This is a genomic window from Streptomyces sp. NPDC032198 (genome assembly GCF_040636975.1).
Classification (GTDB): domain Bacteria; phylum Actinomycetota; class Actinomycetes; order Streptomycetales; family Streptomycetaceae; genus Streptomyces.
This window is the reverse complement of record NZ_JBEZVL010000013.1, coordinates 1-12,222: the sequence shown is the minus strand read 5'-3', so window position 1 is coordinate 12,222 and position 12,222 is coordinate 1. Positions and strand designations below refer to the sequence as shown.

At 70.8% G+C, this 12,222-nt stretch carries 14 protein-coding genes and 1 pseudogene; 9 read left to right on the top strand and 6 right to left on the bottom strand.

What is annotated here, in order from left to right:
* Positions 1 to 16 precede the first annotated feature (16 nt).
* A complete protein-coding gene (locus AB0E78_RS30715; protein ID WP_361839871.1) occupies positions 17 to 211 on the bottom strand; it encodes a hypothetical protein in 195 nt (64 codons plus the stop codon).
* A gap of 96 nt (positions 212 to 307) precedes the next feature.
* Between AB0E78_RS30715 and AB0E78_RS30710 the strand changes: the two are divergent.
* Positions 308 to 1,231, top strand: a pseudogene (locus AB0E78_RS30710) (HAMP domain-containing sensor histidine kinase); the annotation flags it as partial.
* A gap of 258 nt (positions 1,232 to 1,489) precedes the next feature.
* On the opposite strand, the gene AB0E78_RS30705 reads toward AB0E78_RS30710, so the two are convergent.
* A complete protein-coding gene (locus AB0E78_RS30705) occupies positions 1,490 to 2,422 on the bottom strand; it encodes a M48 family metalloprotease (protein WP_361839255.1) in 933 nt (310 codons plus the stop codon).
* Positions 2,422 to 2,790 (bottom strand): BlaI/MecI/CopY family transcriptional regulator, encoded by a 369-nt coding sequence (locus AB0E78_RS30700; RefSeq protein ID WP_361839252.1) that lies wholly within the window; start codon positions 2,788 to 2,790, stop codon positions 2,422 to 2,424. Before AB0E78_RS30700 ends, AB0E78_RS30705 begins: the two co-directional genes overlap by 1 nt.
* A gap of 116 nt (positions 2,791 to 2,906) precedes the next feature.
* Here AB0E78_RS30700 and AB0E78_RS30695 point away from each other — a divergent pair, with 116 nt between their 5' ends.
* The 5 genes from AB0E78_RS30695 to AB0E78_RS30675 are packed head-to-tail and all read left to right on the top strand — an operon-like array spanning position 2,907 to position 6,873.
* A complete protein-coding gene (locus AB0E78_RS30695) occupies positions 2,907 to 3,575 on the top strand; it encodes a DedA family protein (RefSeq protein ID WP_361839249.1) in 669 nt (222 codons plus the stop codon).
* Positions 3,572 to 4,177 carry a phosphatase PAP2 family protein gene (locus AB0E78_RS30690; protein WP_361839246.1) on the top strand — a complete coding sequence of 202 codons (606 nt, stop codon included), beginning with the start codon at positions 3,572 to 3,574 and terminating at the stop codon, positions 4,175 to 4,177. The genes AB0E78_RS30695 and AB0E78_RS30690 overlap by 4 nt, the downstream gene beginning before the upstream one ends.
* Positions 4,174 to 4,902 (top strand): phosphatase PAP2 family protein, encoded by a 729-nt coding sequence (locus AB0E78_RS30685; protein ID WP_361839243.1) that lies wholly within the window; start codon positions 4,174 to 4,176, stop codon positions 4,900 to 4,902. Before AB0E78_RS30690 ends, AB0E78_RS30685 begins: the two co-directional genes overlap by 4 nt.
* On the top strand, positions 4,856 to 5,518 hold the full coding sequence (locus AB0E78_RS30680; protein ID WP_361839240.1) for a response regulator transcription factor: 663 nt from the start codon (positions 4,856 to 4,858) through the stop codon (positions 5,516 to 5,518). Before AB0E78_RS30685 ends, AB0E78_RS30680 begins: the two co-directional genes overlap by 47 nt.
* Positions 5,515 to 6,873: a HAMP domain-containing sensor histidine kinase gene (locus tag AB0E78_RS30675; protein WP_361839238.1), complete on the top strand. Its 1,359-nt coding sequence runs from the start codon at positions 5,515 to 5,517 to the stop codon at positions 6,871 to 6,873. Before AB0E78_RS30680 ends, AB0E78_RS30675 begins: the two co-directional genes overlap by 4 nt.
* Here AB0E78_RS30675 and AB0E78_RS30670 read toward each other — a convergent pair.
* Complete coding sequence (locus AB0E78_RS30670; protein ID WP_361839235.1) at positions 6,854 to 7,753, bottom strand: hypothetical protein; 900 nt, start codon at positions 7,751 to 7,753, stop codon at positions 6,854 to 6,856. The genes AB0E78_RS30675 and AB0E78_RS30670 overlap by 20 nt on opposite strands.
* A 154-nt stretch (positions 7,754 to 7,907) precedes the next feature.
* Positions 7,908 to 8,738, bottom strand: coding sequence for a hypothetical protein (locus AB0E78_RS30665; RefSeq protein WP_361839233.1), 831 nt, complete (start codon positions 8,736 to 8,738; stop codon positions 7,908 to 7,910).
* A gap of 169 nt (positions 8,739 to 8,907) precedes the next feature.
* Between AB0E78_RS30665 and AB0E78_RS30660 the strand changes: the two genes are divergently transcribed.
* On the top strand, positions 8,908 to 9,993 hold the full coding sequence (locus AB0E78_RS30660; protein ID WP_361839230.1) for a sodium-dependent transporter: 1,086 nt from the start codon (positions 8,908 to 8,910) through the stop codon (positions 9,991 to 9,993).
* Here AB0E78_RS30660 and AB0E78_RS30655 read toward each other — a convergent pair.
* A complete protein-coding gene (locus AB0E78_RS30655; protein WP_361839227.1) occupies positions 9,954 to 11,186 on the bottom strand; it encodes a HAMP domain-containing sensor histidine kinase in 1,233 nt (410 codons plus the stop codon). The genes AB0E78_RS30660 and AB0E78_RS30655 overlap by 40 nt on opposite strands.
* A 6-nt stretch (positions 11,187 to 11,192) precedes the next feature.
* On the opposite strand from AB0E78_RS30655, the gene AB0E78_RS30650 reads away from it, so the two are divergent.
* Positions 11,193 to 11,570: an ATP-binding cassette domain-containing protein gene (locus AB0E78_RS30650; protein WP_361839225.1), complete on the top strand. Its 378-nt coding sequence runs from the start codon at positions 11,193 to 11,195 to the stop codon at positions 11,568 to 11,570.
* On the top strand, positions 11,557 to 11,778 hold the full coding sequence (locus AB0E78_RS30645; protein ID WP_361839222.1) for a hypothetical protein: 222 nt from the start codon (positions 11,557 to 11,559) through the stop codon (positions 11,776 to 11,778). The genes AB0E78_RS30650 and AB0E78_RS30645 overlap by 14 nt, the downstream gene beginning before the upstream one ends.
* Positions 11,779 to 12,222: the final 444 nt, after the last annotated feature.

Sequence of the window (12,222 nt, the reverse complement as noted above, 5' to 3'; positions counted from 1 at the left end):
TCTTTTGGAGCAAGCTTCACCCGGTCCGCGCCGAGTTGTCGCTCAAGGACGGGAGCTGGTGGCGCAGGGCGAGGACCTCCGTGACCTTGTCGCGGTCGCTCACCGGCAGCAACCGCAGCGCGCCGAACAGGTTGGTGACGGTCGAGTAGGCAAGACGCAGCAGCACAAGTGCACATCCTGCCGCACCTTCGCAGACGCTCCTGAGCTGCATGGATGGCATTCTCGGCAGGCGCAGGGTCTTGATGGCGACCCACTGGCTCACGTAGTTGCAGCGGTTGCCTTCGGCCGACGGCATCCACGTGGACGGGGCCGGATCACCGACCGCGGCAGCCCGACTCTGCCGGTCCAGGGCGCCGAGCAGCGGATCGCTTCCTTGCGGGAGGCGGGGGCAGCGGCCCGAAGGAGCGTAGGGCTGGGGGACGGCCAGTACCGTCTGGCCACCGTCTCGCTCGGTGGCGGACGCGGCGCCGTCCAGGTCGCGCAGGAATTCAGCGACACCGAAGACCTCTTGGAGGAATTGCAGCGGCGCACCGCGCTGCTGGCCGCGGCGGTGATCGGAGCGGCAGGAATCGCAGGCTGGTGGCTGGCGCGTCGGATCACCAGGCGCCTGGTGCGGTTGACCGCCGCCGCACAGAGCGTGGCCGAGACCGGCAATCTCCAGGCCGAGGTACCCATCGCGGGGCGGGACGAGGTGGCCCGCCTGGGGCACTCATTCGACCGCATGCTCGACCGCCTTGCCCAGTCGGTGGAAGACCAACGCCGCCTGGTCCAGGACGCTGGACACGAGCTGCGCACCCCGCTCACTTCACTGCGTACGAACATCGCGCTCCTCACCCGTATCGAGGAGCTGCCTTCCACCGCACGCGAGGAGCTGTTCGCCGATCTGTCCGGGGAGGCACGTGAGCTCACCGACCTCGTCAACGAGCTGGTGGAGCTGGCGGCCGGGGCACAGGACGACGAACCGTTTGGGGAGGTCGACCTCGCCGAGGACGTCGCGGCGATCGCCCGTCGGCGTACCGCGCGCACCATCACGGTCGAGGCGGAGAGCGCGCTCGTCGTGGGACGCTCGGGGGCTCTGCAACGGGCGGTGTCCAATCTGGTGGACAACGCCGCCAAGTTCGACACCGGCGGCACCGGCCCTATCGAAATCAGCGTCCTTCGCGAGCGCATCACGGTCCTCGACCGGGGCCCTGGCATCACTGCCGAGGACCGCAGCCGCGTCTTCGACCGCGTAGGTAAGACCGTCCTCTCGGAAGGGTGCAGATCGCACTTGAGCTCGAACCGAGCCTGGGCCCGTTCGCCGCCCGTCGCATCGTCGCGGCGCTTTCGGGGGCAGTGCGGGCGGCGGGACCTTGGCCTCGGTATGTCTGGCGGTACTCCGCCCCGCTGGCCGGCCTGGTCGTGACTGTCCTCCGCACTCTTGCCGGGCCTAGCGCTGAATCTGGTCGACCCTATCGAGGCCATCTCCCTGCTGCAGAGAGGGAAGCTGTCAGCGGGGTTCTTCGCCCTGAGCGATCTCGACTTCATGGTGGAAGGCGATTGCGCCGGTCGTCGCGGCGGTGGCGGACAGGGCCGCGCAGGCGGCGAGGAGGAGGGCGATCCCGCACATCGACCGCCGAGTGTGGCCCGCGGGAGCGGCGAGGAGCGCCGCGACGCGTCGCGGAACAGGGCCGGCGGTCGCGGCGGGGGCGAAGTCCGGGCGGGTGGAGCGCGCGGTCTGCCCGGCGAGTGCGGCGCGGGCGATGGCACGGGCCAGCAGGCGGCGGTCGCCCATGGCGGCGGCCGCGGTTTCGTCGGCGGCGCGTTCCGCGGCCAGCCGGATGCCGGTGCGGACTGGGCGCAGTGCGGGGTGGCAGTGGGCGGCGAGCTCGGCGGCGGCCAGGAAGTAGTGATGGCCACTCCGGTTGTGGGCGCGCTCGTGGGAAAACAGGGCGTCACGCTCGGCCGGGCCGAGGCTGCGCAGCATGGCGGTGGTAACGACGATGCGGTGCGGGCGCCCAGGCAGGGCGTACGCATCCGGGTGCGGCGAGTCGACCACGCACAGGTCGCCTGCGGCGGGCCGCCGGTCGGCCTCGGCGCGGGCGGTGCGGAAGGCGCGCGTCTGGCGCAGGGCCGAGCGGGCGAGGGCCCAGGCTCCGATGGTGAGCAGGCCGGTGGCGATCGCGGCCGCGGGCAGGACCAGGTAGCCCGACGGCGTGCGCAGGGGGTGGACGAGTTCACCGAGCGCCGCCAACGCCGGCAGTTTGAGCAGTCCGGTCAGCACGAGGGCGCCCAAGGCGGCCACACAGGCCCCCGCCAGTACCAGGGCAACTGCGGTGAGCGCCCACAGCGCGACGGCGGGGGCCAGTCGGTCGAGGGCTCGCCGGACGAGCAGCGGCATCACGAAGGGCAGCAGCAGCGGAATCAGCAGCAGGGCGGTCATCAATCGTCGCCCTCCAGCAGCTGGCGCAGAAGCTCTTCGTCGTCCGGATGAAGCTGGGCGACGAAGCGGGCCAGGACGGTCTCCCTGTCAGCGTCGCGGTCGAGCTCGGTGTGCATACGCCGGGCGGTGAGCCCCTGGGCGTCCTGCACGGGGTAGTAGGCATAGCCGCGCCCCTGCGGGCGGCGGTCGACGACACCCTTGTCGTACAGGCGGGAGAGGATCGTCGTCACGGTCGTTCGGGCCAGGTCGGAGGCGAGTTCGGCCTGCACCTTCCCCGGAGTCAGGGCCGTTTCGGCGGCCCACAGGGCGGCCATGACGGCGGCTTCCAGCTCGCCGGCCGGCCGGCGCTCGTCCTTCGCGTCGGTCATGGGAACGATCCTCACCCCATCTTCGTCTACAGTTCAGTAGACCGTCTACAGAATTGTAGTCACTCGGGTGACGCTTCGCGCGCCCCCACCCATCCAGTATGAGAGGGACAGCGTCGATGACCGCACCCTTGTTCGCAGCCTCACAGCTCGCGGTGAACGTCCTGAGCGCGCAGTCCCTGCTGGCCGCCTTCGGCGTGCTGGGGGTCGGCGTCGTGATGTTCGCGGAAACCGGGCTGCTGATCGGCTTCTTCCTGCCGGGCGACTCGCTGCTGTTCACCGCGGGACTGCTGTGCACCGGCAGCGGCCAGCACGGGGTCAAGCTGTCACTCGCTCCCCTGCTGGTGGCCGCGGTCGTGGGCGCCCTTGCCGGTGCGCAGTGCGGCTATGTGCTCGGCCGGAAGGCGGGCGGGGCCCTCCTGGCGCGCAGCCGCTCGGTCCGCCTGCGTGAAGGCGCGCACCGGGCCGAGGAGTTGCTGGAGCGGTACGGGCACGCCAGAGCGATCGTGCTGGCCCGGTTCGTGCCGGTGGTACGCACGGTGCTCAACCCGATGGCGGGCGCGCTGGGCGTGCCGGCGCGGACATTCACCGTGTGGCAGGTCGTCGGCGGACTCGTGTGGAGCCTGGGGCTGACGCTGGGCGGGTACGCGCTGGGCTCCTCCATCCCCAATGTGGACCGCTATCTGCTGCCCATGGTCGCCGTGATCGTGGTCGGGTCCTTGATTCCGCTCGCCGCCGAGCTGTACCGCTCCCGCCACGCGGCCAAGACCAAGGAGGCGCGTGGATGATCCTCGCCTTCGACGGTTCCTCGATCGATGGTTCTGTGTCCACCGATGTGGTGGACCTCGCCCACCGCTCGCCCGGCTGGCTGGACGACGTCGTGGCGGCCTGGTCGACCTACGGCCTTGCGGTGTTCGCCATGCTGATGGCCGTGACCTGGTGGCGGGCCCGGCGGATGAGCCCTGCTGCCGCGGTGACCGCGCTCGCCGTTCCGGTGAGCGTCGTCGCCGCATACGGGGTGAACGACGTGCTGAAGCTGCTGGTACGTGAGGACCGGCCCTGCCAGAGCCTGCGCGTGATCACGCTGGAGGCGTGTCCGGCTCCGGGCGACTGGTCCTTTCCCAGCAATCACACGGCCATCGCCGCCGCGGCCGCCATGGCCCTGTGGTTCGTCTCCCGCCGGCTGGGCGCCGTCGCGGTCGCCGCGGCCTGCGCGATGGCGATCTCCCGGGTCTGGGTCGGTGCGCACTATCCGCACGACGTCGCAGCCGGAGGCGTCGTGGGCGCCCTCGTCGCGGTATGCGCGATGGTCGCGGTGCGCCGCCATCCGGATCCCCTGGTCCGATGGATCACCGGCACGCGGCTGCGTCCGCTCCTGTCGGCGTCATGACCCGCGGCGACCTGCGCGACCTGGCGGGCAGCATCGGTCTTGGCGCGTGGACGGCGTTCGGCGTGCTGTCCATGCTCGTGATCGGCGATGAGAAGCCGCTGTACGGGGACGGGTACCTGTTGTCCTGGTCCGTCGGTCACCGCCCGGACGTGGCGGTGGACTTGGCCGGTGGTCTGACCGCCAGCGGCACCGGGGGCATCCCGTACGTCCTCGCGGTGCTGGCGGGGATCATCGCCGGTCGCACTCTGCGCCAACGGTCCGTCGCCGCCGCGCTCTGTCTCGTCTGCCTCGGGGCGGGGCAGGCGGCACGGTATGGCGTGATGGCCCTCGTCGCCCGGCCCCGCCCTCCCCGCACGGACTGGGCGACGCATGCCTCGGGTTGGGCCTTCCCCTCCGGCCACACCACCACGGCCGCCTTCACCGCCGGACTGCTCGTCATCGCCGTGTACGTGCGCGCCCCACGCGGCAGGAACCTGCTCGCCCTTGTGATCGGCTGCTGGGGCGCGCTGGTCGGGCTGACCCGCGTCTACCTCGGTGTGCACTGGTTCACCGACGTCGTCGGCGGCTGGCTGCTCGCCATCGGCTGGCTGGGGTTGTGCCTGTGCGCCGTCACCTGGTGGCTGCCCGAAGGGTTCATCTCCGGTACGACGGACACCGACCCCAAGCCGACGGAGGGCCATGCGCCACAAGATCCTGGTCGTCGAGGACGATCACGCCCTGCGTGACGTTCTGCTGCGCGGTCTGCGCGAGGAGGACTTCGACCCCGTGCCCGCCCCGGACGGGGCCTCCGCCCTGCGGCTGGCCGGCGGTGACATCGCCGCGGCCGTCCTGGACGTCGGGCTGCCCGACGCGGACGGACGGGACGTGTGCCAGGCGATGCGGGCGAACGGGTTCCTGTCCCCGGTCATCTTCCTGACCGCCCGTCACCGGCTCACCGACCGGCTGTCCGGGTTCTCCGCCGGAGGTGACGACTATCTGCCCAAGCCGTTCCACCTCGCCGAACTCGCCGCCAGACTGCGAGCGGCCGTCAAACGCGCCGCACCCCTCCCCGCGGCCACGGTCGGTGACCTGGTCCTGGACGCCGTCCGGCACAGCGTCAGCGTGCGCGGCACCCAGGTCGACCTCACACCGACGGAATTCCGCCTCCTGGCGGTGCTCATGACCGGCGCCGGGAACATCGTGCGCCGACGCGAACTGCTCAGAGCAGGCTGGCCCGAGGGGGCCCAGGTCAGTGACAACACCCTCGACCAGTACGTGACCCGCCTGCGCCGCAAGCTGCGCGAGGCGGCCAGCGACCTGACGATCACCACCGCCCGAGGGATCGGCCACCGCCTGTCATGAGCTCCGTGTTCTCCCGCCTGGTGCCGCGCACCCTGCGTGGCCGCCTCTCTCTGGTGGCCCTGACCGCCGCCACCCTCCTGATGGTGATCCTCACCGTCGCCTTCAACACCGTCATCCGCCACCGCCTGCAGCACCAGGCCGACGACGAGCTGCACACCCGGGGCGCCGCCGTCGCCACCACCATCGACGCGAGCGGCCCCGCGGTGCGCGTCCTGGAGACCGCCAACGACCGGCTCCTGGACACGAACGTCTGGATCTACACGGGCACTCGGCTGCTCGAACAGCCGCCGTCCACCACACCCCACAGCGCCCTCGCCCGCGCCGCCGCCACACTCGTACGGCAGGGCGGCACACACTGCCTGACCGCCGACGGACCTGCCCCCGCCCGGCTGTGCAGCCTGCCCGTATCGGGCAGTCAGAGCACCGCGACCGTCGTCACCGCGCTGGACCTCTCCCCCTACCGGAGTTCGGCCACCACCCTGCTCCTGGCATCGCTGTGTCTCGACGCCACCATGCTCGCCTGCACCTACCTACTGACACGTCTCGCGGTCGGACGCGCGCTGCGTCCCGTGGGCACCATGACCGACCAGGCCACCCAGTGGAGTGCCGTCGCCTCCGAGGAACGCTTCGGTGCCGTGCGGCGTCCGACCGAACTCGCCCGCCTGGGCGCATCGTTGGACGCGCTGCTGGACCGCATCCGCGCCGTTCTGCGCCGTGAGCAGCAGCTGACCGGCGAGTTGTCGCACGAGCTTCGCACCCCGCTCAGCCGGATCATCGCCGAACTCGACTGGTGGGAGGCCCGTCCCCGCTCGGCCGCCGACACCGAGGCCACCCATGAGGTGATCGCCGACGCCGCCCGGTCCATGCGCAGCATCTGCGACACCCTGCTCGACGACGCCCGCCAGGGGACCACCGCCCCCGGCACGGCCGAGGTCATGGCGACACTGCACCGCCTCGCCGCAAGCCTGGAGGCACCGGTCCATGTGACGGTCGACGTGCGCGGTGCCGGCCTCCCGCTGGAGGCCGGCGTCCAGGCCGCCCTCCTCGAACGCATCGTCAGCCCGCTGCTTGCCAACGCCGTCCGGTACGCCGCCTCACATGTCACGGTCACCGCTCGCCGCGAATCCGGCGCCGTACGCATCGACGTCGGCGACGACGGCCCCGGGGTACCCCAGTCATTCGCCGCGCAGCTCTTCCAGCCCGGCCGGCGGGCGGACCCCGACGACGGACATGGCGGAGCGGGCCTGGGACTGTCGCTGGCGCGACGCCTGGCCCGCTCCGTCGGCGGTGAGGTGACGTACGACCCCGGACACAGGCCCGGGGCACGGTTCACCGTCAGACTGCCCGCGGGGTGACGGCCTCCGGCTGCTCGATCGTCCGCGGACCCGAGGCGGCGCTCCGGCGCTCCTTTACATGGGCATACGCCATCAGGCCCACCAGGACGGCCAGCAGAACGGCCGACGAACCCGCCGTGCCGAGGTCGAGGCCGCCCTTGGCGACCGGCTTGGTGAGGAAGTCACCCGCGGTGGCGCCCAAGGGACGGGTCAGCACGAACGCGAACCAGAACAGCAGCACGTTCGGCACCGCGGGCACCTTCATCAGGACGAGAAGCACCGCGAGTGTCCCGGAGACGAGCAGTGCGCCGCCCGCGTAGCCGAGGCCGGAGCTGTCGGAGAGGAAGTCGCCCATGGATGTGCCGAGGGTGTTGGAGACGAGGATCGCCGTCCAGAAGAGGGCCTCGCCGCGGAAGCTGACGATGTCGCGGATGACGAATGTCATCCCGGTCAGCTTCCACACCGCGAAGACAGCGATCAGGATGGAGATCAGGATCGCGGCGCCGGTGGGGTAGCCAAGGCCCAGGCCCTGCGGCCCCCAGCCGAGCGACGTGGCACCGTTCGAGAGGAACTTGGCGCTGGCGTCGCGGTTCATGAAGTCGGACATCGTTGTACCGGCCATGCTGGTGGACAGGATGACGGTCCAGTAGAAGTACGGGTTGTAGCGGCGGGACCTGAGTTGGATCACCAAGGTCACCACGAAGACCAGGAACAGGACGATCGTGGTGAGGAAGTAGCCGAGTTTCAGGGTCTGGGCGAACAGATCACCGGCCGTCTCGCCCAGGGTCGTGGCGGCGATCTTCATGATCCAGAAGGCCAGGGTGACCTCGGGCAGCTTCTTCATCACCGACCTGGTCGTACTGGCGACATCCAGGTCGGTGAGAAGTTCTGACTTCTCCATGAGGGAGTGCTCCTGTTCGTGCAGGGCGCGGGGCGCTCGTCAAAGGCGAGCGCCCCGCTAGACGGTGGGGCCGACCGCGCGCGGCGCGGCGGTTGCGTCGGTGTCCGTCCCTGTCAGTGCTGATCTGAACGCATCCTGAACGCCGTCGAGACGCTCACGCCGTACGGGCGAGGCGCTCCGACTCGGTGACGTCCTTGCGGGTCACCGCCAAGAACACCACCAGGCCCAGGATGACCGCGAGGAACAGCACGCTGGTCACCACGGTGCCCAGGCCCAGGCCGTCGTCGCCGGTGGGCTGGGACAGGTAGTCGCCCATCGAGGCGCCGAGCGGGCGGGTCAGGACGTAGGCGATCCAGAAGCTCCACACCGCGTTCGCCCCGAGCGCGAAGCGGGCTACCGCGACCGCGGCGATGGCGAGGGCGAACAGGACCGCGGAGACCCAGTAGCCCAGCGCCATGCGCTCGGCCACCAGGTCGCCCGCCGCGGTGCCCAGCGCGAAGGTGAACAGCACCGCCAGCCAGTAGAAGGACTCCCGGCGCAGGGTGTCGATGCTGTGGATGGACAGTGTCCGCTCGCTGCGGTACCAGGCGGCGAACACGATCGCGAGGGCGATGGCGAACACCGTGGTGCTGGTCGTGAGCGGTACGCCCATGTTGTCGGTGAGGTTGTCGCTGATGAGGGTGCCCACGACACTGATCAGGACCACGGCCGTCCAGTACACGCCGGCGCGGTAGGCGGTCGTGCGGAACTGGACGACCAGGACCACCGCCAGGAGCACGCTCATCAGCAGCGACACACCGGTCAGGCCCAGTCCGGCCTTCTCGTTCAGCAGGTCGGCCGCGGTCTCACCGACCGTCGTGCACAGCACCTTGATCACCCAGAAGTACAGGGTGACTTCAGGCACCTTGTTCCAGCGCAGACGGTGGCCGGGGGCGGTCGGAGCGGAACTGTGGACCGCCGCTGTCTCAGACGTTTCGGATGTCATGAGGCCCGACCGTGTCACCGGGAACCTGAACGCATCCTGACTGCCGCGCGGCAACACCCACCCTCGCCGGCCCGCGCGGGGAACATGTCTGCCATGCACAGCGACACGGCCCACTCGGTCATACCGGCACTCCGTCCCAGCCCAGCCCCCACGACGGAAGCGCGCCGCCATGACCATTCCCCACTCCCACTCCCACGGCCGCGCCTATGCCGAACACGTGACGGACTGGCTGCGGCGCCGCCTCGGACGGACCGTCGCGCTCGCGTATCTCGCCGCCGTGCTGCTGCCCGGCCCGGGCCAGTGGCTGCGCCACGCGCATACCCCGGCGGGGACTGAACTTCCCCTGCAAACCGCCTCGTTGCTGCTCTCGCTGGTCCTGTTCTCGGCCGGACTGCAGGTCCCGGTGCGCGCGCTGGGACAGCTGCTGCGGCGGCCCCGGGCCCTGCTGGCGGGGCTGGTGCTGCATCTCGCGGCGCCGCTGCTGATCATCCCGCTGGTCGCGTACCTGCTGCGCCACTCGCCCGATACCGACGGCGGCAGCGGTCTGGTCACCGCGATGATCCTGATCGTCGCGATGCCGGTGGCCGCGGGCGCGACGGTCTGGACCGGCAAGGGGCACGGCGACCAGCCGACCATGGTGGGTCTCGTGCTCGCCTCGACACTGATCAGCCCGCTCACCATCCCCGTGACGGTGGGCGCGCTGGCTCCGCTGCTCAGCGGCGGCTACGCGGACGTGCTGGGCACGGTCGGGCGGGCCATAAACAACGGTTTCGCGTTCACGGGAGTGGTACTGCCGTGCGCGGCGGGTCTCGCGTGCCGTCTCGCCCTGCCTACGCGGCTGCTGGAGGGTGCGTTGCGCTGGGTCGTGCCCGTGGCGCTGACCGGCTCGGTGGTCCTGACGTACGTCAACGCGAGCGGCGCCCTGGGGGCCTTCCTGGCTCGTCCCCGCCCGCTGCTGCTGATCGCGGCACCAGTCGTGGCGGCGGTAGTCTGTGCGCTGTCCTTCGCGGTGGGACGGCTCGCGGCGCGCGTCCTGCGTCTGGACGCCCCGGCCGCCTCCTCGCTCACCCTCGCCTGCGGGATGAACAACAGCAGCGCGGGCGCGGTCCTGATCACCACGACCCTGCCCGACAAGCCGCACCTGCTGCTGCCGGTCCTCGCGTACGGGCTGTTGCAGAAGACGGCCGCGAACAGGGTCGTACGGATGGCTCGCCCTCAGCGCCCGCCCGCACCGCCCTGCCCCGCCTCGTCTTGAGGATCCGCATCGCCCCGGCGACCGTCCGACTCGCTTCTGGCGTCTGCCCCGTGTCCTCCTGCGGCCCGTACTGGGAGCAGCCGCGTGAACATGGTCGGCGCGCGGTTTGCCAGGGAGAGCCGCCCTCCGAGGGAGACAGCGAGGTCGCGGGCGAGCGCGAGGTCGACGCCCGTTCCCGCCCCGCCTTCGGTGTGTCCGCGCTCGAACAGGCGCGTGGAGTCGCCGTCTGACGTGCCCTCGTCGGCGATGTCGAGGGCGAGGGCGTGGTGGAGGTCGCGGACCGTGACGCGCACTGTGCCGTGTCCGTGGACGCGGGTGTTGTCGAGCAGTACGCCGAGGATCTCGGTGACGGGTCCGCCTGGGACGCGTACGCCGTCCGGCGCCTCGCCCGTGTCGCACTCCAGGCGTCTGCCGTCGCGGGCGAACGGGCCGTGCCACCGCTCCTCGGTCTCTCGCAGCAGCCCGGCGACCGGCCGGTCCGGCGCGGCCGGCTGGGGCAGCCCCGCGGAGCCGGACAGTCGAAGGACCTCCTCCACGGTGTAGTGCAGCCTGCGGGTGGCGTCCAGGGCCTCCTTCAGGACGGGACGGGTGTCGTCCTGCGCGAGTCCGGCCTCCAGGGTGAGCTGGAGGCCGGTCAGCGAGGTGCGCAGCTGGTGGGAGGCGTTGGCGGTGAAGTTACTTTCGTGGCGCAGGAGTTCGGCCAGGCTGTCCAGCATCTCGTTGTGGGTGCGGGCGACCTGGTCGATCTCGGTGATGGTGCTGGGAGCGGCCCGCGCGGTCAGGTCGCCGCCGGTGACGGCCCGGTAGTGCCGTGAGAGGTCCTCCAGGGGAGCGGCGAGTGCCCGCGCCTGCCGACGGGCCACAAGGATGGCCACGGTCAGCGCCAGCACGACGACACCGAGCAGGATCGCCCAGCCGTCCAGGACGCGGACGCGCACGTCCTGGACGGCGGAGGAGACGCGGACGACGCCGATGTCCCGCTCGTCGAGGGAGACGGGGACGGCGGCGACGAGTTCACCGCCCGCTGTCGACCGGCTCACCGTGCCGGCCAGGGCTCGGCGGGCGGTGTTGTCGCCGGTCCGGGGGCCGCTGCCCGCGCGCAGCCGCAACTGCGGGTCATACAGGCCCAGGCGCCCGCCGCCCGGAGGCGGCGGCAGCTCCACCGGGTCACCGGTCGCGTAGTCCGGACTCACGCCGCCGTGTGCGGCCGGCCCTCCGCGTCCGTAGAAGACCTGCTGGCCGAGGTGGGAGTCGCGGGGCGGGCACACGCGCTGCCCCGGCAGCTGTCGGGCGGCGAGCTGGCGCGCGCCGGGCTGGCCGTCACGCTGGCTAATTCCCCGGCTGTCCTGCTGGCGGACGAACCGACCGGCGAACTCGACGGCGGCACCGAGCACCTGAGCCTGCGAATGCTGCGCGACCGTGCCGCCCTGGGCTGCGCGGTGCTGATCGTCACCCACAGCGCCGAAGCCGTCCGGATCGCCGACCGGGTGATCGCTCTGGACGACGGCAGGGCCCACGAGACGTCCACGTTCCGCACTGGCACGCAACAGCAGGAGGCCCACGTTGTCGCCCCGTGATCACGGGATGCCGGTCGACAAGCCCACGACGACTGGGGACCAGGTGCTCGTCGACTGCCGGGACGCGGCCCTGAACTTCGGCCGGGGCACGAGGGCTGTAGTGGCGGTGCACGGGGCGAACCTGCGGGTCCGGTCCGCGGACCGGCTCGCCATCGTCGGCCCGTCCGGGTCGGGCAAGTCATCCCACGAGCCGGAGAGCGGTGCGTAGGGCGCGCCCAGGTAGACCTTGGCCCGGAAATGCCCCGGAACAGCTGGTCAGAGGTGGGAGAGGAACGGGAGATATCGGGATTGGCTTCATATTCTGGCTGGTGACTCCGAAGTGCGGAAGGACGGGCGCCTGACGGGGAAACCCCTGGTCAGGCGCCTTCCTTCTGCGGCTAGAAGAAGCCCAGCTTCTTCGGCGAGTACGACACCAGAAGGTTCTTCGTCTGCTGGTGGTACAGCCATTATATGCTTCTGACCAGGGTAAACGCTTAGTTCGTAGGGGAGTTGACGGATACTGGTCCGCGTATGGCCCGGATCTTGAACGTGGATTGTCGAGGGCGAAGAGCGGTTAGTACTCCAGCCGTAGATCGTGATCATGGATACGGAGGCTGCTCGCCGGTAGCCTGCCTGGGTGGCTGAGATCTGGGGCGAAGAGCAGTTGATCGCG

Excerpts from the sequence above, each read along its gene's own strand:
- AB0E78_RS30695 (WP_361839249.1), top strand. The coding sequence starts at position 2,907 with ATGACCGCACCCTTGTTCGCAGCCTCACAGCTCGCGGTGAACGTCCTG.
- AB0E78_RS30670 (WP_361839235.1), bottom strand. The coding sequence starts at position 7,753 with ATGGAGAAGTCAGAACTTCTCACCGACCTGGATGTCGCCAGTACGACC.
- AB0E78_RS30690 (WP_361839246.1), top strand. The coding sequence starts at position 3,572 with ATGATCCTCGCCTTCGACGGTTCCTCGATCGATGGTTCTGTGTCCACC.
- AB0E78_RS30665 (WP_361839233.1), bottom strand. The coding sequence starts at position 8,738 with ATGACATCCGAAACGTCTGAGACAGCGGCGGTCCACAGTTCCGCTCCG.
- AB0E78_RS30660 (WP_361839230.1), top strand. The coding sequence starts at position 8,908 with ATGACCATTCCCCACTCCCACTCCCACGGCCGCGCCTATGCCGAACAC.
- AB0E78_RS30680 (WP_361839240.1), top strand. The coding sequence starts at position 4,856 with ATGCGCCACAAGATCCTGGTCGTCGAGGACGATCACGCCCTGCGTGAC.
- AB0E78_RS30715 (WP_361839871.1), bottom strand. The coding sequence starts at position 211 with ATGCAGCTCAGGAGCGTCTGCGAAGGTGCGGCAGGATGTGCACTTGTG.
- AB0E78_RS30675 (WP_361839238.1), top strand. The coding sequence starts at position 5,515 with ATGAGCTCCGTGTTCTCCCGCCTGGTGCCGCGCACCCTGCGTGGCCGC.
- AB0E78_RS30700 (WP_361839252.1), bottom strand. The coding sequence starts at position 2,790 with ATGACCGACGCGAAGGACGAGCGCCGGCCGGCCGGCGAGCTGGAAGCC.
- AB0E78_RS30705 (WP_361839255.1), bottom strand. The coding sequence starts at position 2,422 with ATGACCGCCCTGCTGCTGATTCCGCTGCTGCTGCCCTTCGTGATGCCG.
- AB0E78_RS30685 (WP_361839243.1), top strand. The coding sequence starts at position 4,174 with ATGACCCGCGGCGACCTGCGCGACCTGGCGGGCAGCATCGGTCTTGGC.